The organism is Streptomyces sp. bgisy130 (assembly GCF_057708345.1).
On the sequence record NZ_JBYISA010000018.1, the window covers coordinates 104,595 to 129,824 of the forward strand.

Consider the following 25,230-nt stretch of genomic DNA (forward strand, 5'->3'; position numbering starts at 1 on the left):
CGGCACACGGCACGCGGTCGCGGCCGGGGCGGGCGGCCGGGGCGGGGACCGGCGCGGGCCCCCGTGTGAGCGGAGCGGAGGGGGGCCGGGCGAGGGGCGGATATGCCCGCCCGCCGAGGGTGTGGTTCAGGTCACATGCGGGCACGGAAATATCCGGGGACGGTGTCCCCGTTTAACCAGGCGTCCGGGTGAAACGGGGAGTCCGTCCCCGGTTCGTACGGGTCCTCCGGGCGCCGCACCGGGACCCAGCCATCGGATGCGCCGACACAGGATCGGACGCACCGACACACGAGAGGAGTGAGCCGCCGTGAGCGCCGTCGCCGCAGGTGTGAAGTCCGGGAAGCAGGAGCAGCAGCCCCGGCTGCGGGCCGATGCGCTGCGCAACCGGGAGCGGATCATCGCGGCCGCCCGCGAGACGATGGTCGAGTTCGGGGCCGAGGTGCCGCTCGATGAGATCGCCCGGCGCGCGGGTGTCGGTAATGCGACGCTCTATCGTCACTTCGCGGATCGCCTGGAGTTGATCCACCACGTCACGCTGTCCGTCATGTCCCGTACGGCGGACCGCGCGGAGAGCGCCCTAGCCGAGGAGCCCGATGCCTTCCAGGCGCTGAGGCGCTTCGTCCACGCCGCGGTGGAGGAGCGGATCGGGGCGCTGTGCCCGCTGCTCTCCGACGGCGTCGACCGGGACCACCCCGATCTGTGCGCGGCGCGGGACCGTCTGGAGGCGGCCGTCGAGGCCGTCATGGCCGCCGCGCGCGACAGTGGTCAGCTGCGCACCGACATCGCCGTCGGTGACCTGATGGTCGCGATCACCCAGCTCACCCGCCCGCTGCCGGGCAGCCGCTGCCCGGACTTCGACCGGTTCGTGCACCGGCATCTGCAACTGTTCCTGGACGGTCTCCAGACACCCGCCCGATCCGAACTCCCCGGCGCCGCCGCCACGTTGGATGACTTGAGGCGCCGCTCGTAAACCGGCGGGCGCTGCTCCGCCGACCGTCACCCCCTCCCCGTCCGTCCTTCACTCCCCTCCCCGTCCGTCCTTCGCTCTCGTTCGCTCACGCACCAGTAGGTGGATCCCGCCATGCCTGAAACAGTCCCGTCCGTCGATCCCCGGCGCTGGAAAGCGCTGATATTCATCGCTCTCGCCCAGCTGATGGTCGTGCTCGACGCGACCATCGTGAACATCGCGCTGCCCTCCGCCCAGCAGGATCTCGGCATCAGCGACGCCAACCGGCAGTGGGTGATCACCGCCTACGCACTGGCCTTCGGCGGGCTGCTGCTCTTCGGCGGACGCGTCGCCGACCTGTGGGGACGGAAGCGGACCTTCATCGTCGGGCTGGTCGGATTCGCGGTCGCCTCCGCGCTCGGCGGGGCCGCGGGCAGCCAGGGGATGCTGCTGGGCGCGCGTGCCCTCCAGGGCGTCTTCGGTGCGCTGCTGGCGCCGGCCGCGCTGTCGCTGCTGGCGGTGACCTTCACCGAGGCCAGGGAGCGGGCCAAGGCGTTCGGCATCTTCGGTGCGATCGCCGGTGGCGGCGGCGCCGTGGGGCTGATCCTCGGCGGGGTGCTGACCGAGTACATGAACTGGCGCTGGACCTTCTTCGTCAACATCCCGTTCGCCGTGGTTGCCGCGACCGGCGCCTTCCTGGTCATCCGCGAGCCCGCGGAGGGCCGTAACCCGTCCCGGCTGGACATCCCCGGCGTCATCCTGGCCACCCTCGGCCTGGTCTCGCTGGTCTACGGGTTCACCCGCGCCGAGTCGGACGGCTGGCTGGCCGGGCCGACGCTCGGCCTGTTCGCCGCCGCGGCCGTGCTGCTGCTGGCGTTCGTGCTGGTCGAGGCCAGGGTGAAGGCCCCGCTGCTGCCGCTGCGGGTGCTCACCGACCGGAACCGCGCCGGTGTCTACGCCTCGCTGGGCCTGGCCGTGATCGGCATGTTCGGTCTCTTCCTCTTCCTGACCTACTACCTCCAGATCGTGAAGGGCTACACACCGGTCACCACCGGTCTGGCCTTCCTCCCGATGATCGTCGGCATGGTCACCGGCTCCACGCAGATCGGCGCCCGGCTGATGACCCGCGTCCGCCCGCGGCTGCTGATGGCGCCCGGCTTCACGGCCGCCGCGCTCGGCATGCTGGTGCTGACCCAGATCGATCTGGACACGTCCTACCCCGCGCTGATCCTGCCCGGCTTCCTGCTGATGGGCCTGGGCATGGGTACGGCGTTCATGCCGGCCATGTCGCTGGCCACGCACGGTGTCCAGCCGCGCGACGCCGGTGTCGCCTCCGCGATGGTCAACACCTCGCAGCAGGTGGGCGGCGCGATCGGTACGGCCCTGCTGAACACCATCGCGGCCAGCGCCACCACCGCGTACGCCACCTCGCACGCGGCCGGTGCGCGCTCGGCCGACCTGCTCAAGCTCCAGTCGATGGTGCACGGCTACAGCACCGCCATCTGGTGGGCGGTCGGCATCCTGGCCCTGGCGGGCGTGATCGCCTTCACCTTCATCAACACCGGGCGGCCGGGCGCCGGTTCGCCGGCGGCCTCCTCCGCCGACGGCGAGAACACGGTCCTGGGCTCGTCGGAGGGCGACGGTCAGGTCCAGGTGCCGGTGATGGCGCACTGAGCGGGCGGCCACGGGCCGTACGGCGTCCCGCTGGGGCGCCGTACGGCCCGTGGCTCATACGGGCGTCGGCCGCTCCCGGTTCCGCTGATCCGTCAGCGCAGCCAGGGGAGGTCGGCGCCTTTCGGTTGCAGCCCTTCGGTCATCACTTGGCAGATCTCGGCGAGTTGGCCGACCTGCTCCGGGGAGAGACGGTCGAAGATCGCGGAGCGTACGGCGGCGACATGTCCGGGGGCGGCCTTCTCCAGGACCCGCATCCCCTCGTCCGTGAGCAGGGCGTTCTGGCCCCGCTTGTCGGAAGGGCAATTCTCGCGCCGTACCCAGCCGTTCCTCTCCAGGCGCGCGACCGCATGCGAGAGCCGGGAGCGGGTGATCTTGGCGTTCTGAGCCAGCTCGGTCATCCGCATCCGGCGCCGCGGTGCCCGGGAGAGCTGGACGAGCAGGCCGTAATAGACGTGCGGCATCCCCGCGTCCCGTTGCAGCTGGCGGTCGAGGTGGTCCTCCAGGAGCGTGGTGGCGTGGAGGTAGCACTGCCAAGCGAATTGCTCCTCGTCGCTGAGCCAGCGCGGCTCGGCTGCGGGTTCGTTGCTCATACCATCCACTCTCTCACCACTCGGAGAGTTATTTAAGTTTTAACAACGTCTAATTATGCCCAAATCCTGACACTTGAAAATTCAAGTATGTCGTCCTGTTGATGCCGCGGTCATCGCTGCGGTAATCGCTGCGGTCATCCGCACCAACTACTGCCAAGTGTGACGCCGTGGAGCGGTGATGTCCGTAAAGGGCGGCCCACGATCTGTCCGGCACATGCGGTCCGTCGGTCGGCCTTCCGGTGTCCCGCGGCCATACCGGACAGGAGGTGTCGGGTATCGGCGGGAGGGTGCTGCCATGACGCGTGAGAGCAGGGGCGGGGAAGGCATCGGGAGCGGTGCGGGCGGTGTGGGCGATGCGGTCGGCTGGTCGGTGGTGGAGGCGGCGGTTCCGGAGCTCGCCCGGCGGGTGCGGGAGCGGTTCGGGGTGCACCGGCACCACGTCCTGGCGACCGTACGGAAGGACGGCGCACCGCGGCTGACCGGTCTGGAGGCGGACTTCCGCCACGGGGAACTGTGGCTGGGCATGATGACCGGCTCGCGGAAGGCGGCCGATCTGCGGCGTGATCCCCGGTTCTCGCTGCATGCCAATCCGGGGCCGGGCACCGATCTGGCGGGCGGGGATGTACGGGTGTCCGGGCGGGCCGTGGAGGTGACCGATCCTGATCAAGTCGCGCGCTATGCGGCGGCGGTGAAGCCGCCGGAGTCGTTCCATCTCTTCCGCGCGGAGCTGACGGAGGTGGTGCGGACGTCCACCGAGCCCCCGTATCTGGTGGTGGAGACCTGGGCGCCGGGCCGGGGGCCGCGCACCATCCGGCGGACCTCCAACGACCCGGCGCGGCAGGGGGATTGAGGCGGCGGGCGGCCGGGCTCAGCGGACGTCGCGAGCCCGGGAGCGGCCGTCGTCGGGTTCGAGGTGCCAGCTGATGACGCGGCGTGGATGGACGCGGATCACGTCGTTGCTGAAGAAGTCGGGGGCCATCGGCGGCGCGTCGAGGGTCAGCAGTTCGGCCCGGCCGCGGATCTCCACACCGCGGCCCCAGCCGGGCGCGACCGGGTCGTCGGCCGGTGCCATGTCGTCGATGAGCAGGGAGACTTCGGGGCGGGCCTGGGCGTTGCGGTACTTCTGGCTGCGCCGCAGTGCGGGCCCGCCGATGTCGAGGGTGTCGTCGTCGTTCAGTACGAAGCCGACCGGGCGCACCTGGGGCCCGCCGTCCGGCCCGACGGTCGCCAGACGGGCCAGCGGCTGGCCGGCGAGGTAGGCGCGCTCCGTGGGAGTGAAGACCTTCCCGGTGGTGCCGGGGGAGGACGCCGTCGCTGCGGGCGGGGCGGCGGCGTCCGGGGTGTCCGAGGTGTGCGGCGTCGTGCCGTGGGAGGGCGTGGTCATGTCGCCGACGCTAGGACCTCAAGCGCAGTTGAGGTCAAGAGGTGTGCGCCCCTCAGTGGGTGGCCACCGGCAATCGGCGGGCCCGGTCGCGCTTGTGAAGGTGGTGCTCGTGTGGCCGGTGGAGGCCGTGGGGCTCGCGGACGCGGTGGGTGCGGAAGACGTAGAGGGCGGCCACGAACATCACGGCGCCCATGGTGAGGCCGAAGGCGCACGACTTGAGGATCGCTTCGCCGCCGAGGCTGTAGACCCAGCCCATCGAGCAGCCGAAGAGCGCGCCGTAGGCGGCCGCCCGGGTCTCGGTGATCAGGGTCGACTGGAAGTGGGCCACCAACAGGCCCAGTACGCCCGAGACCACCGCCCCGGCCAGCCCGTACAGCATGGCCGGACCGCCCTTGATGCCGGCGGTGTGCGTGCGGAAGATGATGAAGCAGCCGAAGGCGAGCGCCGCGATGATCGGCAGGGTCACCGTCGGCGGGATATGCCCGGCCCGCTCCTTCATGCCGGCCATTCCCGAGGCCCGCGGCAGCGCACGGGCGTCGGTCGTCGCGCCGTGTTCGGGTTCGACGGTGCCGTGGGAGCGGGCGGCCCTCGCGCCGTGCCGCTGGGCGTGCTGGTCCATGGCGGGCTCCTCTCGGTTTCCCCCGCTGCCCCTCCTGTCCAGGCGACACCCGGGCGCCGCCCGCGGCAACCGGAACGGCGGGCGGCGAGGCCCGGGGTGGGAGCCGGTGACCGGCGGATTCAGCTCAGATCCTTCTGTCTCAGCCCAGATCCTTCTGGTACCAGGCCACGTCCCAGTAGCGGTCGAATTTGCGGCCCACCTCCGTGTACGTACCGATGTGCCGGAAGCCGAAGCGGGTGTGGAGGCGGGTGGAGGGCTCGTTCGGCTGGGTGATCCCGGCGTAGGCGCGGTGCACGTCCTCGTCGGCCAGCGCCTCGAAGAGGGCCCTGTACAGGAGCGTGCCGATGCCGCGGCCTGCGGCGTCCGGGGCGCAGTAGACGGTGACCTCGACGGACGGGGCGTAGGCGGCCTTCGGACGGAACGCGCTGCTGGTGGCGTAGCCGAGCAGTGCACCGGCCGGGTGCCCGGGCCCGGGGGCCGCCGGGCCTGCGGAGGGGCCGTGCACCGGCGCGGAGGGACCGTGCACCGGCCCGTTGTGCGGGTTTTTCATCCGTTCTGTCGCCTCTTGGGCAACCAGAAGGCGGTGCGGGCCGTCTTGGGGGTGGGAGAGCAACCACGGGCGGCGCTGGTCCGGAGTGAAGGGCTCCAGGTCGAACGTGATGGAGGTCTCACGGATGTAGTGATTGTAAAGATCGGTAAGAGCTGGAAGGTCCGCTTCGACGCCCGCTCTGACCTGCACTTCCCCGTGCTGTTGCAGCATGTGGCCTCCTGAATGGGGCCGCAGGGTACTGCATGATCAGAAAAATAGCGGGGCCTCCTGGGAATTCTGTCCGGATTCCAGCCGTTGTTTCCTTCGGACGGGCCTCGCGGCGAGCATCGGTTTTCGATGCCACCCTCCGGCCCGCCCACCGTCCCGCGACCGACTCATCGCAAAGGGAGCACACGCATGGCAACCCGTGCCGTCGCCCGCCGTCAGGAAAGCAGCAGCGGTTCTGACGGGGCCCACAGTGTTCGCGCCGTAGGCGGGGAGATCGCCGACCGCGACCTGGTCGGCATGTACCTCGACGAGATCGCGCGTACGCCACTGCTCGACGCGGCCAAGGAGGTGGAGCTGTCCCAGACCATCGAGGCGGGTGTCTACGCCCAGCAGATCCTGGACGGCGAGGTCTCCGACGGCAATGCCGCAGGCGCCGGCCGCGAGGAGCTGGCGGCGCTGGTCGAGGAGAGCGCCAAGGCCAAGGACGTCTTCATCCGTTCCAACCTCCGCCTGGTGGTGGCCGTCGCCCGCCGCTACCCGCGCGCCGGTCTTCCCCTGCTGGACCTGATCCAGGAGGGCAACGCCGGTCTGGTGCGTGCCGTGGAGAAGTTCGACTACACCAAGGGCTTCAAGTTCTCGACGTATGCGACGTGGTGGATCCGTCAGGCCATCACCCGCTCCATCGCCGACCAGTCGCGCACGATCCGGCTGCCCGTGCACCTCGTCGAGGAGCTGGGCCGAATACGCCGGGTACAGCGCGAGTTCAACCGCGAGAACGGCCGGGACCCGGAGCCGGCGGAGGTCGCCGGCGAGCTGGGCTCCACGCCCGCCCGCGTCACCGACGTACTCGACTGGGCGCGCGACCCGGTCAGCCTCAACATGTCCGTGGACGACGACGGCGACACCCAGTTCGGCGATCTGCTGGAGGACACCTCCGCGGCCTCGCCCGAGCAGTCCGTGCTCACGCTGCTGCGCAGCGAGGAGCTGGAGGACCTGATCGACCGTCTCGACCGCCGCACCGCCTCGATCATCAAGGCCCGCTACGGCATCGAGGACGGCCGCGAGCGCACGCTGACCGAGGTCGGCAAGCAGCACGGCCTGACCCGTGAGCGGATCCGCCAGATCGAGAAGCATGCGCTGCTGGAGCTGAAGCGGATGGCGCATGACACGGGATTCGACGCGGCCGCGTAGCCAGCGCGCGGGTGCGTGCGCGCACCGACAGCCGAGGTCTGGTCTGTGACGGACGAGCCCCGATGCCCTCAAGGCGTCGGGGCTCCGTTGCGTCCGGAGCCGCGGAGAGCATCGACACCTCCTCCCCGAGCAGATGTCCGTTTGAGTCCGCCTGACGCCCGGGTCTGTTTACTTCGCGAGAATCCGGGCGTAGTCTCGCGCTGGAACCACAGGCTCGGGCATGAACGGACTCACGCTGATGTACGCACCGGAGCGCCAGCAGGAGATTCTGCGGCTCGCCCGTGAGGGCGGCCGGGTCGATGTGCTCTCCCTCGCGGAGGAGTTCCAGGTCACCGCCGAGACCGTGCGGCGCGATCTGAAGGCCCTGGACCGGGCCGGCCTGGTGCGCAGGGTGCACGGCGGAGCCATCCCGGCCGGCCGGCTGGACTTCGAGCCCGACCTCGCCGAACGGGACGCCGTCGCCGCCGACGAGAAACAGCGCATCGCACGGGCCGCGCTCGCCGAGCTCCCCGGCGGCGAGGGCGGCATCGGCGGCTCCGGCAGCGTGATCCTGGACGCCGGCACCACCGCCGCCCGGCTTGCCGCCGAGATCCCGCTGGAGGCCGAGCTGACCGTCGTCACCCACGGTCTGCCGGTCGCCGCGCGGCTGGCCGACCACCCGGGGCTCACCCTCCACCTCGTGGGCGGCCGCATCCGGCGCCGTACGCGGGCCGCGGTCGACGACTGGGCGCTGCGCGCCTACCGCGAGATCAACGCCGATGTGCTGTTCCTCGCGACCAACGGCTTCTCCCCCGACGGCGGACTGACCACCCCCGACCTCGCGGAGGCCGCCGTCAAGCGGACGCTGATCACCGCCGCCCGCCGGGTGGTCCTCCTCGCCGACTCCGCCAAGTTCGGGCAGCAGCACTTCGCCCGCTTCGGCGAGCTGTCGGACGTGGACCTGCTCATCACCGACACCGGTCTGAGCCCCGACGACGCCCTCGCCATCGAGCGCGCGGGCACGGAAGTAGTACGCGCATGATCCTCACCGTCACCCCCAACCCCAGCCTGGACCGTACGTACGAGGTCCCGGCGCTGGACCGCGGGGCCGTGCTCCGGGCCACCGGCGACCGGATCGACCCCGGCGGCAAGGGTGTCAATGTCTCGCGCGCGGTCGCCGCCGCCGGGCACCGCACCCTCGCCGTACTCCCGGTCGGCGGACCCGCCGGCGCGGCGCTGGCCGGGCTGCTGAGCGCCGAGGGCATCGAGGTGGCGGGGGTGCCGGTGGCCGGCCAGACCCGCTCCAACATCTCCGTCGCCGAACCCGACGGCACCCTCACCAAGATCAACGCGACCGGCCCCGAGCTGACCGACGAGGAGTCAAAGGAGCTGCTCGCCACGGTCGGCGAGCGGTCCGTGGGCGCCGACTGGATCGCCTGCTGCGGCAGCCTCCCGCGCGGCCTGGCCCCCGAGTGGTACGCGGAACTGGTCGCCCGCACCCACCGGGTCGGCGCCCGGATCGCCCTGGACACCTCGGGCCCCTCGCTGACCGCGGCGCTGCGCGAACGCCCCGACGTCGTCAAGCCGAATGCCGAGGAGCTCGCCCAGGCCGTCGGCCGCCCGCTCACCACCCTCGGCGACGTGGTCAAGGCCGCCGAGGAACTGCGCGCCCGGGGCGCCCGCTCCGTACTGGCCTCCCTGGGAGCCGACGGCCAGCTCCTGGTCGACGACGAAGGCGCCTACTACGGCAACGCCCCGGTCGCCGCCGTCCGCAGCAACGTCGGTGCGGGCGACGCCTCCCTGGCGGGCTTCCTCACGGCGGGCGGCACGGGCCCGAGGGCGCTGGCCGTCGCCCTGGCCCACGGCGCGGCCGCCGTCCAACTCCCCGGCAGCCAGATGCCGGTTCCGGACGACCTGGACACCGCCGCGGTCCGTACTACCGACGCGATCCCGTTCGACCGCCCGCTCATGGAGCCGGTGCCATGAGGAGCGCGTGCCGGGCCGGTGCCGTGACCGCCGCGTACGGAGCAGGGGCTGCCGGGTCTGGGGCGCATCCCTGCATCCCCTCCGCCGTTCCCCCGGCCCGCACCGGGCGCCACCTCAGCCACCCCCCGTCCCGTCCCCACCGCCCGAACGGCGGTACCGCGTGCAAGGGAGCCCGCGATGAGTGAGCTGATCACCGCGGAACTGGTCGACCTCGACCTGTCCGCAGAAACGAAGGAAGCCGCCGCCCGGTCCCTGGCCGAGCGGATGGCCGCCTCCGGTCGCGTCACCGATCTGGAGGGCTTCCTCGCGGATGTCGCCGCACGCGAGGCCCAGATGCCGACCGGTCTGGACGGCGGGATCGGCATTCCGCACTGCCGCAGCGAGCACGTCACGGAGCCGACGCTGGCCTTCGGACGCAGCGCCTCCGGTATCGACTTCGGCGCGCCGGACGGCCCCGCCGACCTGGTCTTCCTGATCGCGGCCCCAGCGGGCGGCGACGCCGACCATCTGTCGATCCTCTCGACCCTCGCCCGCCATCTGATGGACGAGAGCTTCACGGGCGCGCTGCGGTCCGCCGCTGAACCGGAGCGTGCGGCGGGGCTGATTCGGGGGGACGAACCGGGGGCGGCCGAGGGGGAGGCGGAGCCGGCCGCGACCGTGGCGGTGGCCGACGAGACCTCTACCGCGGCGGCCGACGAGACGCCCACTGCGGCGGCCGCCGAGCCGGCCGCTGAGCTGGGCGCCGAGCCCGCACCCACCCAGCCCGCCACCGAGACCCCTCCCACCCCCTTCCGCATCGTCGCCATCACCTCCTGCCCCACCGGCATCGCGCACACCTACATGGCCGCCGAGTCACTGGAGAAGGCCGGACAGGCCGCCGGTGTCGAGGTGTTCGTCGAGACCCAGGGCTCGGCAGGCTTCCAGCGGCTCGACCCGCAGCTGGTCGCGGACGCGGACGGCGTGATCTTCGCGCATGACGTCGAGGTGAGGGAGAAGGAACGCTTCGCCGGGAAGCCGACCGTCGACGTCGGAGTGAAGGCGGGCATCAACCGCCCCGCCGAACTCATCGCCGAAGTACGGCAGAAGGCCGCACACGGCGAGACCAGCGCCCCGGCGCGGGCCACCGCCCCCATGGACAAGGCAGCCGAGCCGGGCGACAACTTCGCCACCCGGCTGCGCAAGTGGCTGATGACCGGCGTCAGTTACATGGTGCCGTTCGTCGCCGCGGGTGGCCTGCTCATCGCGCTCGCCTTCGCCATCGGCGGCTACACGATCAACAAGGCGCCGTCCGTCGCCGAGCACTTCCTCTGGACCGAGTCCGCCAGCTGGGCGGCGCTGCTCTTCCAGATAGGCAGCGTCGCGTTCGGCTTCCTCGTCCCGGTCCTGGCCGGCTTCATCGCGTACGGCATGGCGGACCGGCCGGGCCTGGTCCCGGGCTTCGTCGGCGGCGCCATCGCGCTCACCATCAACGCGGGCTTCCTCGGCGGCCTGATCGCCGGCCTGCTCGCGGGCGCCGTGGTGATGGCGATTCAGCGGGTCCGCATCCCACCGGTGCTGCGCGGCATCATGCCGGTGGTGGTCATCCCGCTGATCTCCGCGGCGATCGTCGGCTTCCTGATGTTCCTCGTGATCGGCAAGCCGATCGCCGCGCTGCAAAAGGGGCTGACGGACTGGCTGTCCGGCCTCACCGGCGCCAACGCGATCATCCTGGGCGTGATCCTCGGCCTGATGATGTGCTTCGACCTCGGCGGCCCGCTCAACAAGGTGGCGTACGCCTTCGCGGTCGGCGGCCTCGCCAACCCCAACGAGGGCAGCCTCAAGGTCATGGCCGCGGTGATGGCGGCCGGGATGGTCCCGCCGCTGGCGATGGCGCTGGCCACGACCGTCCGGGGCCGGCTCTTCACCAAGGCCGAACGGGAGAACGGCAAGGCGGCCTGGGTGCTCGGCGCCTCCTTCATCACCGAGGGCGCGATCCCCTTCGCGGCCGCCGACCCGCTGCGCGTCATCCCCTCCGCGATGGCCGGCGGCGCGGTCACCGGCGCCCTCTCGATGGCCTTCGGCTGCACCCTCCGTGCCCCGCACGGCGGCATCTTCGTCGTCCCCCTGATCGGCCAGCCCCTCCTCTACCTCCTCGCCATCGCCGCGGGCACGGGCGTCAGCACCGCCCTGGTCATCCTCCTCAAGGGCCTGCGCAAGCCGTCCCCCACCCACCCGGCGCCCCTCCCGGCCGACACCCCGAACGAGGTACCGGCGGCCGCCTGATCCCCGCCGCCTCTGTCTGCCGTTTCCCTGCCCGAGCCCCTGGCGGACCACTACCGTGCGTATTCCGGCCCTTACGTGAATGGGCCCGGAATTGGGCGCGAATGCCGCTTGTCCGCGGTAATTCGTCGCCACGCACCGTTAGTTCCACACCTTCCACGGAGGAGGTCGCCATGCCGCCGAGGCGAGCGGTCACCGGTCGCAGTCAGGAGCCCCGCCAACGGTTCATGGAGGAGCTGCGATTACTACGGGCCCAAAAGGGCGACAGCCTCCGGCAGCTCGGTGAAGCGCTGGGGTGGGACTGGTCGCTGTTCGGGAAGATGGAGAGCGGCCAGACACTGGGCGGCCCGGAGGTGGCGCAGGCCCTGGACCAGTACTACGGGACAGCTGGACTGCTGCTGACGCTCTGGGAGTTGGCGGCGGGGGATCCTACGCAGTTCCGGGAGCAGTATCGGCGGTACATGACTCTTGAAGCCGAAGCGACAGGCATTCTGTGGTACTCGCCGTGTGTGTTGCCGGGCCTGCTACAGACGGAGGCGTACGCCCGCAGGCTGCTGCTTCGTGGCAGCCTAGGGCCGGGCGCCAAACTCGACCAGCAGGTGGCGGCGCGGATGACTCGCCGCGAGATCCTGTCCGAGGACGGGGCGCCGCCATTCCGCGCGATCCTCGACGAGAACGTGCTGCGTCGCACGCTGCTGGACCGCGAGGAGTGGCAGGAGCAGCTGAAGCTCCTCAACGAGATCGCCGGGCAGACCAATGTGACGCTCCAGATCCTCCTGTTCGCCGCTGGGCCGTGCGAGCTGATCAACACGGATACCGCACTTCTGCGACTGCCGGAGGGCAGAACAGTCGCCTGGGTGGAGACTGGGTACGACGGGCAACTGGTCGAGGAAAACGCCGGAGTTGAGCAGCTTCAGTTCAGCTACGATCGGCTGCGCGACCACGCGCTGTCCCCGCGTGAGTCCGCGGTGTTCATCCAGCGTCTCCTGGAGGAAGTCCCATGTCTGCTCCCCGATTCGAAGTGAGTACCGCTCGATGGCGTAAGTCCAGCTACAGCAACCAAGAAGGCGGCGCGTGCGTCGAGGTGGCCGACGGCTTCCCCGCCCTTGTTCCTGTCCGTGACAGCAAGGCCCCCCATGGCCCCGCCCTCCTCTTCGGGGCGCCCGCCTGGGCATCCTTCGTCACCGCCGTGAAGAGCGACGGGCTTCCCCGCGCCTGACCCCACACCCTGGTCCCAGGGGATCGGCCCGAAGGCACGGAGAAGATGACGGAATCCCCGGACACGGACAAGCTCGGAGCGTTCGGATGACGGGCGAGCAGCCGTCCGAAGTGACCTTGTCCAAGCCGGTCCGGCCAGGCGGCCAGGAGCAGTCGGTTCCGGCCGGTGTACGCAGTGGCCGGTGGGTGACCGTGGCCGCGCCGCTCGCGCTGGTGGTGCTCACCGCGGCATGGCTGTTTCTCGGGGCCGGGGCACCGGGAGGCGACCGCTCCGCCGGCCTCGCGGAACGGCTGCACGGCACGCCCTGGCCGTCGCTCCGTGCCGTCGGTCTGCTCGCCGGCCTGCCGACGCTGGTGTGCCTGTGGATCGTGCTCGCGGTGGCGGAACCGGACTCCGGAGGCCGGGCGGCGGCGTTGCGCGAGGCCGGAGCGGTGACGGGCAAACTCCGTATCACCGCCATCGAGCACGAGGTGACCGAGGGGCGCGGGCGGCAGGCGGACGCCACGGCCCAGTACACCGTCCTCCTTCCGCCGGCGAACGGGCAGTGGGGTGGCCGCGGGGTTCCGGCGAGCTTCACGGCGGACACCGAACGGCGCCAGGAGGTCGGCGGTGAGATGTATGTCGGCTACGTCCCGGCGCACCCCGAGCTGGGGGCCGTGGGTGACGATCAACAGGCCGAGGTGGAACGAAAGTTGGCCGGGCGGACGGTGGAAGCCGCCACGTTCTGGGTGGCCGCCGGTTTCTGGATCCTGGTGACCTTGGCACTCTGCGCAGGCTGGTGGCGGGAGGGCGTCACGCGTCGGGGTGCGTGCAGCACCGGCGAGGGCTGGGTCGCCCTGCGGGTCCGCGTCACGGGCGGCGGAAAGCATACCGACGCCCCGCCGGCCGAGGGCACGGATCGGATGACCGCGCGCGAACGCCGGGACAGCACCCGGCAGCTGAAGTGTCTGCTGCTCGCCGTCGACGGCACGGACCGGACCGTCCCCTTCCACGGTGAGCTGTCCAGCACCGTCGCGGGGACCGTCCTGGCAGGAGCTTCAGGGCGGCTGATGTGGCATCCGCAGCGGCGTCGGGGCAAGGACATGCTCGCCGAGCTGATCGGCGACGACGGCTGGCAGTTGCCGGGTGCGGTGCCGGCCCGTGTGGCGCATCACATGGGGGCGGCCACGCCGGGCCCGGACCGCAGGGCGCTTCCCGGGGCCGGGCGGCAGGTCCGGCTGCTGGACCTCGGCGCCGGTTGGTCCGCCACCGTCCCGAAGCCGTTGCTGGCCTGCCTGGTCTGCTCGTTGGTGAGCATGGGGGCGCTGCTGGCCGTGCCGGACAACGGTGCGTGGCGGCTGTGGGCCGGTGCGGCCGGTCTGCTGGCACCGCTCGCCGCCCTGTTGGTGCGGACGTCCCGGGCAGCCCCCGACAGCGATTGACGGGTCGCACCGGGCAGCGACCGAACGGGCCGTCGCAGCAGCGGCTGACGGCCCGCCCCGGCGGCCACTGACCGACACCGGACGGGCCGTCCCTCCTGCGCGAGGGGCGGCCCTTCGCCATGTCGACGGCGATCCAGCGATGCGGTCCTCTCCCCCACGGCCCTGCACGGCCACGCACCCAAAGGTAAGTACGCACCAAAAAGTAGGTACTTGTCCCCTGTCGCGCTCCGGCCAAGACTGAGGAGGCGGCCTCCGGAACCCTCGGGCGGCCGTTGAATCATGCGCAATGAGTGAGGCGGGAGTTCGGTTCGTGACGACGGTGAAGAAGCGTGTGGCGGTTCTTGGGCTGGGGAGCATGGGGGCGGCGTTGGCGGAGGCGCTGCTGGGGGCCGGGCATGACGTGACCGTGTGGAACAGGACGCCCGGTCGGGCCGAGGGGCTTGTGGCGCGTGGGGCGCGGCGGGCCGGGTCGGTGGCCGAGGCGGTCGGGGCCGGTGAGATCGTGCTCGTCTGCATCCTTGATTACGGCGATATCGGACCACTGCTGGAGCAACAGGGCGGCGGGCGGGCGGCGTTGCAGGGGCGGGTGGTGGTCAATGTGACCAACGGGTCGCCCGAGGAGGCCCGTGCGATGGCGGAGCGGGTGACGGCTCTCGGGGCCGACTACCTCGACGGCGGGATCATGGCCGTGCCCGAGATCATCGCGAGCCCGGAGGCTTTCGTGCTCTACAGCGGCTCGCGGGAGGCATTCGCGGCGCACCGGGAGGTGCTGGACGCGTTCGCCCGCAGCGTCTACCTGGGTGAGGACCCAGGGCTCGCGCCGCTGCACGACCTTGCGCTGCTGAGCGGCATGTACGGCATGTTCGGCGGCTTTCTGCACGCGGCCGCGCTGGTGCGCTCGGCGGGCGGCCCGGTGGCGGAGTTCACCACGACGCTGCTTCAGCCGTGGTTGGCGGCGATGGCCGGTGGCCTGCCCGCGATGGCGGCACAGATCGACTCGGGTGACTACACCGTCACCGGGTCCCCCCTCGCCATGCAGGTCGCACACGACAGCATCGGGGAGGTCAGCCGCGCCCAGGGCGTCAGCCCGGAACTGTTCGCGCCGCTGTTCGCCCTGATGGAGCGGCGGGTGGCGGACGGCCATGGCAGGGAGGGGCTGGCGGGCCTGGTGGAGCTGGTACACCCGCGCTGAGGCGCACGGAGCGGTCCCGTACGGGCAATGGGGGGCGGTCCCGTACGGGCAAGGCGGTGGCCGGCCCCCTGCCAGGGGACCGGCCACCGCCTTCAGATGTGCCTCGCGAGCGCCGTCCGTCAGGCCGCGCTGCCCGCCTTCCACTCGGACCAGGACATGTTCCAGCCGTTGAGGCCGTTGTCGGGCTTGACGGTCTCGTCCTTCGAGTTCTTGACGATGACGACATCGCCGATCAGGGACTGGTTGAAGAACCACTTGCCCGGGGTGTCGCCCCCGCCGCCCTTGTTGTCCCGCAGGCCGACGCAGCCGTGGCTGGTGCCGGCCTGGCCGAAGATGGACGGGGAGCCCCAGTAGTTGCCGTGCAGGAACGTGCCGGAGGCCGAGAGCCGCATGGCGTGTGGGACGTCAGGGATGTCGTACTCGCCCTTGCCGTCCTTGTTCTTGAAGCCGACCGTGGAGCCGTCCATACGGGTCTGCTCGAACTTCTCCGAGATCACCATCTGGCCGTTGTAGGTGGGGTTCTCGGGGCTGCCGCCGGAGATCGGGACGGACTTGAGGGTCTTGCCGTCGCGCTTGACCGTCATGGTCTGGGTGTTCATGTCGACGGTGGAGACCTGCGAGCGCCCGATGGTGAAGGTCACCGTCTTGGACTGGACGCCGGTGATGCCCTGGCCGCCCTTGACCCCGTCCAGGTCGATCTTCATCGTGATCTTGGAGCCGGCCTTCCAGTAGTCCTCGGGCCGGAAGTCGAGGCGCTGGGTGCTGAACCAGTGGCCGACGACCTGCTGGCCGCTGCTGGAGGTCACCGTGATGTGGGACTGGACGTCCTTCTTGTTGGTGATCGCCTTGTCGAAGTTGAAGGACACCGGCATGCCGACGCCGACGGTCTTGCCGTCGTCGGGGGTGTAGCTGCCGATGAAGCTGTTCGCGGAGGACACCGTCGTGAAGGAGGCGTTCTCGGTGGCGGCCCGGCCCTTGGCGTCCTTGGCCTTCGCCACGATCCGGTACTTGGTGCCGCGCTCCAGCTGGACGCCCGGCTTCCAGGACGTGCCGTCCGGCGATATGGCGCCGGCGACGTCCTTGCCGCTGGCGTCGGTGAGCTTCACCTCGGTCAACTTGCCGTCGGTGACCTTCACACCGGTGTCGTTGATGCTGGCGTTGGTGGCGCCGTCGTCCGAGGAGACCTTGATCTTGACGTCGGAGGCGTTCTTGGCGGCCGCGGCGTCCGCGCCGGCCTGGCCGTTCTTGCCATCGTCGTTGCCACCGGCCGAGGCGTCCCCGCCACAGGCGGACAGGGTCAGCGCGCCGGCGGCGAACAGGGCCGTCACGGCGAGCGTGCGGCGCATCCGCCGGTTGCGGCGCGGCGTGCCCGGCGCCGGCTGCTCGACTGACGGGAGCAGCTGGTGCGGGGTGCGGGACCGAGCGGGCGCGGGGTTGTCCGGCGTTGTCACGAGCTGCTCCATAACAGGGGTGTTGTGATCCGTGCTGGTAAACAGCACGAGCGGGCGGATTTGGTTGCGGGTACGGCTCTCTTGTGATGAAGGTCACATGCGCGGTGGCAAGGGGTCGTCGGACGACCCTGACAGCCAGGTTCGCAGTGCCGTGCCGTGTTCGTCCAGGCGGGGTGGAGCGAAGGGTTGGGTCACCGGGGTACCCGAAAGGCGGAGTGGGCTGGTGACTTGGGGGACGCGCCCCTCCCCAACCGGTGTCACCGGATCGAGACCGAGGCGCGCCGCCAACTCCAGGGCCTCGGAGACGGTATTGACCGGACCGCACGGCACGGACACGGCGGTCAGTCGCTCGGTCCAGCCGCGCGGGGTATCGGAGGCCAGCCGCGCCTCCAGCGCTTTGATGAGATCTGTACGGTTTTGCACCCGGTCCTCGTTGCGGGCGAACCGGACGTCCCCGGCGAGTTCCGGCGCGCCCAGTGCCCGCGCCAGCTCCCGGAACTGACGGTCATTGCCCACCGCCACCGCCAGCAGCTGCCCGTCGCGGCAGGCCAGCGTCTCGTACGGGGCGATGCTCGGATGTCGATTGCCCATCGGGCCCGGGTCGAGCCCGGTGGCCAGATGACCGGACGCCTGATTGACCAGCGAGCCCAGCAGCGACGAGAGCAGATTGACCTCGACCAGCTGGCCGCGGCCGGTGCGGTCGCGGTGGCGCAGCGCCGCGAGGATGCCCGTGGTGGCGTCCTTCGCGGTCAGTACGTCCACCAGCGCGACGCCCGCCTTCAGAGCGGTGCCGCCGGGCTCCCCGGTGATGCTCATCAGCCCTCCGACGGCCTGCACGACGAAGTCGTAGCCGGGCAGCCGGGCGCCCGCGCCGGAGCCGAAGCCGGTGATCGTGCAGTGCACCAGGCCCGGGTTGGCGGCGCGGGTGGCCGTGTGGTCCAGGCCGATGGGGGTCCCCCCTGGACGGAGCTTGTCGGGTCCTTGGGGGAGGGCCAGCGCGCCGGGGCGGAAGTTCTCGATCAGTACGTCGGCCCGGCGCGCCAACTCGCGGGCCGCGGCCGCGTCGTCCGGGTCGGCGAGGTCCAGGGCCAGGCCGCGCTTGGAGCGGTTTGCGGCGTCGAAGTAGGCGGCCGTGCCGCGGTGCGGGGTGCTGTCCTTGTGTGGCGGGCCGTCCTCGGGCGGGGTGCTGTTCTTGGGCCGTGCCCGCCTCGCGCCGGATGGGGTGTCCGTGCCGGACGGGGGCTCTGCGGCGAACGGGGGGTCTGCGACGAACGGTGGGCCCCAGGCGCGGGTGTCGTCTCCGGTGCCGGGCCGTTCGACCTTGATCACCTCGGCGCCGAGGTCGGCGAGCGTCGCGGCGGCCAGCGGTCCCGCCAGTACCCGGCTGAAGTCCGCGACGAGGATGCCGTCCAGGGCGCGGGCGGGCGGTGCACCGGGCGGAGTGGCGTCGGCGGACGCGGGGGTGGCGCCGGCGGGCGGCCGGGGCTGCGGCCGGTGCGGCTGCGGCACGTGCGTACTCCTCACGTCGCGGACGGGTGACGTCATCGTCCGGGACGATCTTCGCCGGGCGGAAGCCTCCGGGGTGTCCAACGGGGCGGGGGCAATCCTGCCGGGGCGGCCTCATGGGGTGGCGCCTTCATGGGGCGTGCCGGGAATGTAGCGATATGTCATAGGAGATGTGTCACTTCGGGACGTACGGCCCAAGATCTCCTGTCCGAACCCCCGGGGAGTGGTGTCTACTGGCCTCCGGGCTGTTTCTTTCGGATCGGCCCGGATCAGTCCGCGGCGTCCACTGACAAGTCCTGGCCCAGCGCCTCACCCCTCCGGGAGGACCACATGCTTCCCTCCGCTCCAATTCTTCAGCAGATCAGCTTCGGCGTCCTTGTCGCCGTGGGCGTCATCTGGGCCATCGGGATCACCAGACTGCTGCGACGGGGCCGGTACGAGGCCGCCCTGCGGCGGGACCAGCGGGAGATGCGGGCACGGTATTCGTCGCGGGGACGCTTCGCACCGGGTGGCTCGTTCGCCGCACCCGGGCCGGAGGGGCTGCCCGGGACGGAGCTGCCCGCACAGCCGGAACTGCTCGGATCGGTGCCGCGGCAGACCGGGCCGGGCGGGCCGCCCTCGGAGTGCGTGGAGCTGAGCGCCGCCGAGCGGGCGGCCTTCGAGGGGCTCGTACGGCAGCTGAGCAGCCGTAGTTGAGCGGGTCATAGCCCTTGGCCCGTCGTGGCCGACCGGGCGTAGGGACCGGCCGCGTGGGCCGGCCCCGGATTCAGCGGACCGGGCCCAGCCGCAGCAGGGCCAGTGCGGCCAGCATCTGTACGGAGACCGCGGCCGCCGACTTCCACGTCGACAGGTGGTGCTGGCCCCGTATGAGCAATATGGCGAGGACATAGCCGAAGCCCCAGGTCGTCCAGGTCGCGGCCTGGACGAAGGTGGCGTCGGTCGGCAGCCAGGCGGCGATCGCCAGCCGCGGCAGATCCGTCACCCAGAAGAGCACGATGAACAGGCTCGCGGTCGGCGCGAAGCGGCCTATGCCGCCGAGCGTGCGGGCGATCGCATGGGCGACCGCGCCCAGCACGAAGCTGGCGGCCAGCACCCCCGCCTCGGCCAGCCCGATGAGCTGGAGGCCCGCGATGCGGTCGACGGCCCACTGGGTGTGGAACGCGTCCACCGACAGCACCCCGATGGCACCGCTGATCAGCGACAGCAGCACCGCCGCGCTCCAGGCACTGCGGTCCCGCGCCTCGTCCAGCACCTCCACCGGGCGGTACCAGAGCCCGAATATCAGCCGGTGCCACCACAGTCGGCGACGAGGAGCCGGCTTGCCGGGGGCCGGCTGGACGAGCGTGGGCGGTGGAGGCTGAGGGGGCGGTGCGGACATAAGCCGTTTCTACCACCGGCCATTCCGGGGCGGCGCGGGGGCGTCGAGCGGGGCACGGCCGGTACGGGTGAGACGCTCGGCCGATGACCTTGCAGACACCGGACCACGACGAGGCGCACGGCGGCGGGCTCGGTAGCCGGCTCAACTGGCTGCGGGCGGCGGTCCTCGGGGCCAACGACGGCATCGTGTCCACCGCCGGGCTCGTCGTCGGGGTCGCCGGAGCCACCGACTCACGGGGCGTGTTGTTGACGGCGGGGCTGGCGGGGCTGCTGGCCGGTTCCCTGTCGATGGCGGCCGGTGAGTATGTATCGGTTTCCACTCAGCGCGATTCGGAGAAGGCCGCGCTGGCGCAGGAGAAGCGGGAGCTGGCGACCGAGCCGCAGGCGGAACTCATCGAGCTGACGGGGATGTTGGAAGGGAAGGGGCTGGACGCGCAGCTGGCCCTGGAGGTGGCCGAGCAACTCACCGAGCACGATGCGCTGCGGGCCCATGCCGAGGTGGAGTTGGGCATCGATCCCGACCAACTCACCAATCCGTGGCATGCGGCGGGGGCGAGCTTTCTCGCGTTCACGGTGGGGGCGTTGCTGCCGTTGCTGGCGATTGTGCTGCCGCCGGCCGCGTATCGGTTGTGGATCACGGTGGGGGCCGTGGTGGTGGCGCTGGCGTTGTGTGGGTGGAGCAGTGCGCGGTTGGGGAGTGCGCCGGTGGGGCGGGCGGTGTTGCGGAATGTGGGGGGTGGGGTGGTGGCTATGGGGGTTACGTATGGGGCGGGGTCGGTTTTGGGGGCGGTGGGGGTTTGAGGGGGTGGGGTTTGGGGGCGTGGGGGGCTGACGTGGGTGGGTGGCTCTCCCACCGTGGCGTCCGTCGGTACGGCGGGCGGGCGGGCAGGCGCGGGCGTGGGTGGGGCCTGTTCCGCCGCCCTCAGGCCGTCCCATACAGGTCGCGGTAGGACGGGAAGATGCCGCCGGGGCCGCGCACCGTTTCTGCGGTGAGGGTGGCGTTGACCACGGCGCGGGTCAGGACGTCTGCGCCGGCGGCGAGGAGGTCGTTCAGGGCGCCGGCTTCGGTGTGGATGCCGAAGGCGGGGTCGGTGGGCGAGTCGTCGGGGGTGAGGGGGCGGGTGGCGGTGGACAGGGCGAAGACCGTGTCGCCGTCGGAGAGGAGATGGACGGGGCGGAGGGCACGGGCCAGGCCGTCGTGGGCGGTGCCGGCGAGTTTGTGGGCCTGGGCGCGGGTGAGGGTGGCGTCGGTGGCGACCACGGCGAGGGTGGTGTTGAGCGGGGGGACGACGGACGCGGCCGAACGGGTCAGGGAGGTTTCCCGGGCCTCGGCCAGGCGGCGCAGGGCTGCGGCGTGCACCTCAGGGGACGGCAGGGCGGTGGGGTCCTCGTACAGATGGCCGTAGAGGGCGCCGGTGCGCGGGTCGGTGACGGAGCCCGCGGCGTTGACGGCGGCCAGGGCGGCGACGGTGGCGCCCGAGGGGAGGACGGTGCTCGCGGTGCCGGTGCCGCCCTTGAGGCCGCCGGCCACCGCGCCCGTGCCGGCGCCCGTGTTGCCCCGGGCGACGGGAGCGCCGGGCTCGGTGGCCGCTGCGGCGGCGGCCGCCTCCCGGCCCAGGGCGGAGTCGGGGCGGGCCCGCCAGTTGCCGCCGCGGCCCAGGTCGAAGAGGGCCGCGGCCGGGACGACCGGGACGACCTGGGCGGGGTCGGGGCCGACGCGGAAGCCCCGGCCCTGGTCCTCCAGCCAGGCGGCGACACCGGACGCGGCGTCAAGACCGAAGGCGCTGCCGCCGGTCAGCACCAGCGCCTCGACACGCTGGACGAGGTTGCGCGGGTCCAGCGCGTCGGTCTCCCGGGTGCCGGGGCCGCCACCGCGTACGTCGACCGCCGCGACGGCACCGCCCTCGGGGGCCAGGACGACGGTGGTGCCGGTCAGATAGCCGTCACCGATGCGCTGGGCGTGGCCGACCCGGAGGCCGAGGACGTCGGTGAGGGCGTCCTGCGGCCCCGTGGGGTGCGGCCGGCCCGTCGGCTGCTCAGTAATCGGCCGGTCCCATCACGATGACCGGGTGCAGGTCGGGGTCGAGGGTGCGCAGCAGCTCCCGTATCACCGCGGGCCGGAGGCTGATGCAGCCCTGGGTGGGGCCGTCGTGGTCGACGTGCAGCCAGACGCCGCCGCCCTTGGCGGCGCCCCACGGACGCCGCTGGTTCAGGGGGGAGGTCCCCGGCTCGCGGTTGTAGTTGATGGCGATGACGTAGTCGAAGGCGCCGGCCAGCGGCTCACCCTCGACGCCGGTGCCGTCGGCGACGAAGCTGCCGTTGCGGTCGTAGGGGAGCTTGGTGCCCTCGGGCGGGGGCAGCAGGCCGCCCGCGTCGGTGAGGGAGTAGACCCCGATGGGCGAGCGCAGATCGCCGTAGCGGTGGTCGTCGGTCCAGCCGCGGGCGGCGTTGTGCGCGTACCAGGTGGGGCCCGGCTCCCAGTCGTCCGAGCCCTCCTCGCGGGTGTAGAGGACGACACGGGACTTGATCGAGTTCATGTCCTGGCCCGTGACGACCAGTACCTGGCGGGAGTCGGCAGGTAGGCGCTTCCTGGCCGCGTCGCTGAGGCCCGGGATCGGCCGTCCGACCGGGGCGTTCGGTGCGGCGTTCGGGGCGGTTTTCGGCGCGGACACGGGTGTACGTGGCGTGTCCGGGCCGGAAGCCGTCGTCAGCATGGTGCTCTTGGCGTCGGTCCCGCTGTTGTGGTCGTCGCCCGAGGCAGGCCACGCCCACAGGGCGGTGCCGACCAGGGTGGAGAGGGCAAGACCGCCCACGGCCTTGCTGCGCCGGGACAGTCTCGTCCGCGGGGCGCGGGACTGAGCGTGGCGGGCCATGGCTGGCGTCTCCTCAGGTACGGACGGCGGTCGGTCCCGGGGCTTTCTGTGGGTCTCCCACAAGGACACCCCTGTCATAAAAAGGGCAATCTGCACCCTACCGGTTCTGCGTCCCCGCGCCTCCGCTGGACGGTGTGGACAAGGGGGAACAAGCGCCCGAAGTGGCGGGAAGTGGGCTCCATTGGTGGGTAATTGACGGGCAATGGGGTGGGGTGTGGCCGTGTCCGTGCTGCTGACGGGCCCTCATCCGGCGGAGGGGTGAAGATGGCCGAATCTGATGCGGGATCAGGGCGGCGGCAGGGCCGGACGGGGCGTCAGGTCCGTCGGTCGGGGGAGGGGCCGGAGGGGCGCGGGGGCGGGTGGCCGCACCTTCGGCGAGATCGGTGCCGGGGGATCGTCGAGATGGGTGACGGGGGCCTTCACTCCACCAGGGCGGTGCCCTGACGGGAGGTGAGGGTGACGCCGGCCGCCACGGTGGCGGAGGCCACCAGTCCGGTCGCCAGGACCGCGCCGTGCCCGGCGAAGGTGCACGCCAGGACCAGCAGCGCCGACACCGGCAGCACCAGCTGCTGGGCCGGGCCGCGCTTCTGGTGCCGGGAGTGGATCAGCCACACCGTGAGCAGGAACAGCGCCGCCGGCACCGTGACACAGGCGGCCGCCGCGAACGCCGACAGATGCGCCCGGCCGAAGGACTCCGCCACCGCGACCTCGATGCCCGCGCCGACCGCGGCCACCGAGCCGAACACGAGGTAATGCCCATAGCCCCACAGGAACGCCTGACGGTTCGAGCGGAGATGCAGGTGGATGGGCGCCGCGAAATAGATCCAGTACGCGGCGAAGACCAGCAGCAGCCCGCCGCCCGCGATCGGCAGCAGCGTGTCGAGCGCGTCGTTCCTGTCCAGCGCCGCCTGCACGGCCAGAGTGGCCGCCGCGATCGTCTCGCCCAGCACGATGATGGTGAACAGGCCGTAGCGCTCCGCGATGTGATGCGGATGCCAGGCCGTCTGCCGCTCCCGTTCGGCCAGCGCGGGGACCGCCAGCTCCAGTAGGCCCACGACCACGAACACATAGGGGATGTCGTGCTCGGGCAGCACCAGCAGACCCAGCCAGCCGATCTGGCACACCGTCACCCCCAGGGCGTAGCGCAGCGCGGTGCGCCGTTCGGCGCCCGCGCTCCCGTGGGCGGCCCGCAGCCACTGGGTGACCATGGCCAGCCGCATCACCAGGTACCCGAACCAGATGACGGTGAAATCGCTGTGCTCGAAGGCCCGTGGCACGCCCGCGGCCAGAATCAGCACCCCCGCCATCTGGACGAGCGTCACCACGCGATAGAGCGCGTCGTCGGTGTCGTACGCCGAGGCGAACCAGCTGAAGTTCATCCAGGCCCACCAGACGGCGAAGAAGAGCATCAGATAGCCGGAGACGCCGTGCCCCGGGTGCCCCTCGGTGAGCGCGTGCGCCAGCTGGCGGCCGGCCTGGGCGACCGCCACCACGAAGCACAGGTCGAAGAGGAGCTCCAGCGGCGTGGCGGCGCGGTGCCGCTCGTCGCGGCTGCGCGCCCGCATGAGGACCGGCACCTCAGCTCCTCTCGTCGGGCGGGGGCGGCCGCCCTCAGTAGAGCGCGGGCCGGCCATACCGCCAACGAGGGGAGCGGGGCGCGGCGTGTCGCCCGGGGCCGGCGGCTACTCGGCGACCGCCTCCACGATCGAGGGAAACGCCGGGGTGGGCAGCACCCGCGTCAGCCGGAATCCGCCGGCCGACAGCAGCGTCGCGAACTCCTCCGCGGTGCGCTCCCGCCCGTCGAGCACCGCCATCATCGCGACGTCCATGGTCTTGCCGAAGTGCGGGGCGTTGCCCGGCGGCAGCACCGATTCGATGACCAGCAGCCGGCTGCCGGCCGCCATCGCCCGGTGGCAGCTGCGCAGGATGCGCCGGCACGGTTCGTCCGCCCAGTCGTGCAGCACGTGCTTGAGGACGTAGAGGTCACCGCCCTCCGGTACGGACTCGAAGAAGTCGCCCTCCTGGGTGCGCCAGCGGCCCTTCAACTCGTCGCCGTCCAGGAGGTGGTGGGCCAGCGGCGGCGCCTGGTCGAAGAGCACACCGGACAGCTGCGGATGGCGGCGCAGCGCGGCGCGCAGCAGCCCGCCGCGGCCGCCGCCGATGTCCACGACCGTGCCGGTCGCGGGGAAGGGGTAGGCGGCGCCCACCGCCTCGTCCACCGGGGCGGACACCGACGACATCCCGTCGTCGAAGAGCCGGCGGGCGGCCGGATCCGACAGCAGATGCGCGAAGAGCGGCGCCCCGAAGATCCGCTCGAAGGACGCGCCGCCGTGCACCACGGCCTCCGGCAGGGCGGCCGACGTCCGCAGGAACAGCTCGTCGGTCGCCATCAGCACGGCGGCGTGCAGCGAGTCGGGGACATCCGTACGCAGCGGCTGGGCGGCCGGCGTCAGCTGGTAGGCGCCCGCGGCGTCCTCCCGGAAGATGCCGCGGGTGGCGAGATAGCGCAGCACACGGCGCAGATGCGGGGCGTGGGTGCCGGTCTTCGCGGCCAGCTGCTCGGCGGTGCGCGGCCCCTCGGCGAGATGGTCGGCGAGGCGGAGCTGCGCCGCCGTGCGCAGCGCGGCGGAGAAGAGATGGCCCAGCGCCAGATCCATCAGATGAGCCGTGAGGTCGCGGGGCTCGCCGGTCGGTCGGTTGGGGGAAGTGGCCAACGTCAGCCTCCAGTCATCGGCTCGGGCTCGCTGATCCCGGTCGCAGGCGTGATCCACGGTTGCAGCCGCGGGCTCCGGTGTCACGGGCGGAG

General features: G+C 71.8%; 24 protein-coding genes. 13 read left to right on the forward strand and 11 right to left on the reverse strand.

The genetic code is table 11. The annotated features are described in order from the left end of the window. Positions 1 to 307: 307 nt before the first annotated feature. Positions 308 to 970: a TetR/AcrR family transcriptional regulator gene (locus AC3EUV_RS22925; protein ID WP_432143070.1), complete on the forward strand. Its 663-nt coding sequence runs from the start codon at positions 308 to 310 to the stop codon at positions 968 to 970. Positions 971 to 1,081: 111 nt separating this feature from the next. Next, complete coding sequence (locus tag AC3EUV_RS22930) at positions 1,082 to 2,620, forward strand: MFS transporter (protein WP_435603758.1); 1,539 nt, start codon at positions 1,082 to 1,084, stop codon at positions 2,618 to 2,620. A gap of 92 nt (positions 2,621 to 2,712) precedes the next feature. Here AC3EUV_RS22930 and AC3EUV_RS22935 read toward each other — a convergent pair whose 3' ends face one another. Then, a complete protein-coding gene (locus AC3EUV_RS22935; protein WP_387245652.1) occupies positions 2,713 to 3,210 on the reverse strand; it encodes a MarR family winged helix-turn-helix transcriptional regulator in 498 nt (165 codons plus the stop codon). A 295-nt stretch (positions 3,211 to 3,505) separates the two neighbouring features. On the opposite strand from AC3EUV_RS22935, the gene AC3EUV_RS22940 reads away from it, so the two are divergent. Further along, complete coding sequence (locus AC3EUV_RS22940) at positions 3,506 to 4,060, forward strand: pyridoxamine 5'-phosphate oxidase family protein (protein WP_435603759.1); 555 nt, start codon at positions 3,506 to 3,508, stop codon at positions 4,058 to 4,060. An 18-nt stretch (positions 4,061 to 4,078) separates the two neighbouring features. Here AC3EUV_RS22940 and AC3EUV_RS22945 read toward each other — a convergent pair whose 3' ends face one another. From AC3EUV_RS22945 to AC3EUV_RS22955, 3 genes are all read right to left on the reverse strand, one after another. Continuing rightward, positions 4,079 to 4,594 carry a PPOX class F420-dependent oxidoreductase gene (locus tag AC3EUV_RS22945; RefSeq protein WP_435603760.1) on the reverse strand — a complete coding sequence of 172 codons (516 nt, stop codon included), beginning with the start codon at positions 4,592 to 4,594 and terminating at the stop codon, positions 4,079 to 4,081. Between the two features lie 52 nt (positions 4,595 to 4,646). After that, the gene (locus AC3EUV_RS22950; protein WP_435603761.1) at positions 4,647 to 5,213 is read right to left on the reverse strand and encodes a hypothetical protein; all 567 of its coding nucleotides are present in this window, start codon (positions 5,211 to 5,213) and stop codon (positions 4,647 to 4,649) included. 139 nt (positions 5,214 to 5,352) lie between these two features. Next, the gene (locus AC3EUV_RS22955) at positions 5,353 to 5,973 is read right to left on the reverse strand and encodes a GNAT family N-acetyltransferase (protein WP_435603762.1); all 621 of its coding nucleotides are present in this window, start codon (positions 5,971 to 5,973) and stop codon (positions 5,353 to 5,355) included. Positions 5,974 to 6,159: 186 nt separating this feature from the next. Between AC3EUV_RS22955 and AC3EUV_RS22960 the strand changes: the two genes are divergently transcribed. From AC3EUV_RS22960 to AC3EUV_RS22995, 8 genes are all read left to right on the forward strand, one after another. Beyond that, positions 6,160 to 7,161, forward strand: a complete 1,002-nt coding sequence (locus AC3EUV_RS22960) for a sigma-70 family RNA polymerase sigma factor (RefSeq protein ID WP_432143076.1) — start codon at positions 6,160 to 6,162, stop codon at positions 7,159 to 7,161. A 238-nt stretch (positions 7,162 to 7,399) separates the two neighbouring features. Then, the gene (locus tag AC3EUV_RS22965; RefSeq protein WP_432143113.1) at positions 7,400 to 8,182 is read left to right on the forward strand and encodes a DeoR/GlpR family DNA-binding transcription regulator; all 783 of its coding nucleotides are present in this window, start codon (positions 7,400 to 7,402) and stop codon (positions 8,180 to 8,182) included. Next, entirely contained in the window at positions 8,179 to 9,126 is a 948-nt protein-coding gene (gene pfkB / locus AC3EUV_RS22970; RefSeq protein WP_432143077.1) for a 1-phosphofructokinase, read from the forward strand. The genes AC3EUV_RS22965 and pfkB overlap by 4 nt, the downstream gene beginning before the upstream one ends. Before the next feature lie 177 nt (positions 9,127 to 9,303). Continuing rightward, entirely contained in the window at positions 9,304 to 11,388 is a 2,085-nt protein-coding gene (locus AC3EUV_RS22975) for a PTS fructose transporter subunit IIABC (protein WP_435603763.1), read from the forward strand. A gap of 170 nt (positions 11,389 to 11,558) precedes the next feature. Next, positions 11,559 to 12,410 carry a helix-turn-helix domain-containing protein gene (locus AC3EUV_RS22980; RefSeq protein ID WP_435603764.1) on the forward strand — a complete coding sequence of 284 codons (852 nt, stop codon included), beginning with the start codon at positions 11,559 to 11,561 and terminating at the stop codon, positions 12,408 to 12,410. Further along, on the forward strand, positions 12,386 to 12,604 hold the full coding sequence (locus AC3EUV_RS22985; RefSeq protein WP_435603765.1) for a DUF397 domain-containing protein: 219 nt from the start codon (positions 12,386 to 12,388) through the stop codon (positions 12,602 to 12,604). Before AC3EUV_RS22980 ends, AC3EUV_RS22985 begins: the two co-directional genes overlap by 25 nt. Before the next feature lie 86 nt (positions 12,605 to 12,690). Next, positions 12,691 to 14,025: a hypothetical protein gene (locus tag AC3EUV_RS22990; RefSeq protein ID WP_435603766.1), complete on the forward strand. Its 1,335-nt coding sequence runs from the start codon at positions 12,691 to 12,693 to the stop codon at positions 14,023 to 14,025. A gap of 286 nt (positions 14,026 to 14,311) precedes the next feature. Next, positions 14,312 to 15,217 (forward strand): NAD(P)-dependent oxidoreductase, encoded by a 906-nt coding sequence (locus tag AC3EUV_RS22995; RefSeq protein ID WP_488187984.1) that lies wholly within the window; start codon positions 14,312 to 14,314, stop codon positions 15,215 to 15,217. A 119-nt stretch (positions 15,218 to 15,336) separates the two neighbouring features. Here AC3EUV_RS22995 and AC3EUV_RS23000 read toward each other — a convergent pair whose 3' ends face one another. Further along, positions 15,337 to 16,680, reverse strand: a complete 1,344-nt coding sequence (locus AC3EUV_RS23000; RefSeq protein WP_435603768.1) for a L,D-transpeptidase — start codon at positions 16,678 to 16,680, stop codon at positions 15,337 to 15,339. Positions 16,681 to 16,761: 81 nt separating this feature from the next. Continuing rightward, positions 16,762 to 18,177: a CaiB/BaiF CoA transferase family protein gene (locus tag AC3EUV_RS23005; protein ID WP_435603769.1), complete on the reverse strand. Its 1,416-nt coding sequence runs from the start codon at positions 18,175 to 18,177 to the stop codon at positions 16,762 to 16,764. 327 nt (positions 18,178 to 18,504) lie between these two features. On the opposite strand from AC3EUV_RS23005, the gene AC3EUV_RS23010 reads away from it, so the two are divergent. Further along, positions 18,505 to 18,870 carry a hypothetical protein gene (locus AC3EUV_RS23010; protein WP_432143095.1) on the forward strand — a complete coding sequence of 122 codons (366 nt, stop codon included), beginning with the start codon at positions 18,505 to 18,507 and terminating at the stop codon, positions 18,868 to 18,870. Between the two features lie 70 nt (positions 18,871 to 18,940). Here AC3EUV_RS23010 and AC3EUV_RS23015 read toward each other — a convergent pair whose 3' ends face one another. Further along, positions 18,941 to 19,552, reverse strand: a complete 612-nt coding sequence (locus AC3EUV_RS23015; RefSeq protein ID WP_432143096.1) for a YIP1 family protein — start codon at positions 19,550 to 19,552, stop codon at positions 18,941 to 18,943. Between the two features lie 83 nt (positions 19,553 to 19,635). Between AC3EUV_RS23015 and AC3EUV_RS23020 the strand changes: the two genes are divergently transcribed. Next, a complete protein-coding gene (locus tag AC3EUV_RS23020) occupies positions 19,636 to 20,352 on the forward strand; it encodes a VIT1/CCC1 transporter family protein (protein ID WP_435603770.1) in 717 nt (238 codons plus the stop codon). Between the two features lie 121 nt (positions 20,353 to 20,473). On the opposite strand, the gene AC3EUV_RS23025 is transcribed toward AC3EUV_RS23020, so the two are convergent. From AC3EUV_RS23025 to AC3EUV_RS23040, 4 genes are all read right to left on the reverse strand, one after another. Beyond that, positions 20,474 to 21,595: a P1 family peptidase gene (locus AC3EUV_RS23025; protein ID WP_435603791.1), complete on the reverse strand. Its 1,122-nt coding sequence runs from the start codon at positions 21,593 to 21,595 to the stop codon at positions 20,474 to 20,476. After that, positions 21,588 to 22,424 (reverse strand): L,D-transpeptidase family protein, encoded by an 837-nt coding sequence (locus tag AC3EUV_RS23030; protein ID WP_432143098.1) that lies wholly within the window; start codon positions 22,422 to 22,424, stop codon positions 21,588 to 21,590. Before AC3EUV_RS23030 ends, AC3EUV_RS23025 begins: the two co-directional genes overlap by 8 nt. A 419-nt stretch (positions 22,425 to 22,843) precedes the next feature. Further along, positions 22,844 to 24,001, reverse strand: a complete 1,158-nt coding sequence (locus AC3EUV_RS23035) for a low temperature requirement protein A (protein ID WP_432143099.1) — start codon at positions 23,999 to 24,001, stop codon at positions 22,844 to 22,846. Positions 24,002 to 24,106: 105 nt separating this feature from the next. Continuing rightward, positions 24,107 to 25,138 carry a methyltransferase gene (locus tag AC3EUV_RS23040; protein WP_432143100.1) on the reverse strand — a complete coding sequence of 344 codons (1,032 nt, stop codon included), beginning with the start codon at positions 25,136 to 25,138 and terminating at the stop codon, positions 24,107 to 24,109. Positions 25,139 to 25,230: the final 92 nt, after the last annotated feature.

Coding starts and splice junctions, on each gene's coding strand:
- AC3EUV_RS22965 (WP_432143113.1), top strand. CDS start 7,400: ATGTACGCACCGGAGCGCCAGCAGGAGATTCTGCGGCTCGCCCGTGAG.
- AC3EUV_RS22980 (WP_435603764.1), top strand. CDS start 11,559: ATGCCGCCGAGGCGAGCGGTCACCGGTCGCAGTCAGGAGCCCCGCCAA.
- AC3EUV_RS22960 (WP_432143076.1), top strand. CDS start 6,160: ATGGCAACCCGTGCCGTCGCCCGCCGTCAGGAAAGCAGCAGCGGTTCT.
- AC3EUV_RS22940 (WP_435603759.1), top strand. CDS start 3,506: ATGACGCGTGAGAGCAGGGGCGGGGAAGGCATCGGGAGCGGTGCGGGC.
- AC3EUV_RS22955 (WP_435603762.1), bottom strand. CDS start 5,973: ATGCTGCAACAGCACGGGGAAGTGCAGGTCAGAGCGGGCGTCGAAGCG.
- pfkB (WP_432143077.1), top strand. CDS start 8,179: ATGATCCTCACCGTCACCCCCAACCCCAGCCTGGACCGTACGTACGAG.
- AC3EUV_RS23010 (WP_432143095.1), top strand. CDS start 18,505: ATGCTTCCCTCCGCTCCAATTCTTCAGCAGATCAGCTTCGGCGTCCTT.
- AC3EUV_RS22990 (WP_435603766.1), top strand. CDS start 12,691: ATGACGGGCGAGCAGCCGTCCGAAGTGACCTTGTCCAAGCCGGTCCGG.
- AC3EUV_RS22935 (WP_387245652.1), bottom strand. CDS start 3,210: ATGAGCAACGAACCCGCAGCCGAGCCGCGCTGGCTCAGCGACGAGGAG.
- AC3EUV_RS22985 (WP_435603765.1), top strand. CDS start 12,386: ATGTCTGCTCCCCGATTCGAAGTGAGTACCGCTCGATGGCGTAAGTCC.
- AC3EUV_RS22945 (WP_435603760.1), bottom strand. CDS start 4,594: ATGACCACGCCCTCCCACGGCACGACGCCGCACACCTCGGACACCCCG.
- AC3EUV_RS22975 (WP_435603763.1), top strand. CDS start 9,304: ATGAGTGAGCTGATCACCGCGGAACTGGTCGACCTCGACCTGTCCGCA.
- AC3EUV_RS23020 (WP_435603770.1), top strand. CDS start 19,636: ATGACCTTGCAGACACCGGACCACGACGAGGCGCACGGCGGCGGGCTC.
- AC3EUV_RS23030 (WP_432143098.1), bottom strand. CDS start 22,424: ATGGCCCGCCACGCTCAGTCCCGCGCCCCGCGGACGAGACTGTCCCGG.
- AC3EUV_RS23015 (WP_432143096.1), bottom strand. CDS start 19,552: ATGTCCGCACCGCCCCCTCAGCCTCCACCGCCCACGCTCGTCCAGCCG.
- AC3EUV_RS22995 (WP_488187984.1), top strand. CDS start 14,312: ATGAGTGAGGCGGGAGTTCGGTTCGTGACGACGGTGAAGAAGCGTGTG.
- AC3EUV_RS23000 (WP_435603768.1), bottom strand. CDS start 16,680: ATGGAGCAGCTCGTGACAACGCCGGACAACCCCGCGCCCGCTCGGTCC.
- AC3EUV_RS22930 (WP_435603758.1), top strand. CDS start 1,082: ATGCCTGAAACAGTCCCGTCCGTCGATCCCCGGCGCTGGAAAGCGCTG.
- AC3EUV_RS22950 (WP_435603761.1), bottom strand. CDS start 5,213: ATGGACCAGCACGCCCAGCGGCACGGCGCGAGGGCCGCCCGCTCCCAC.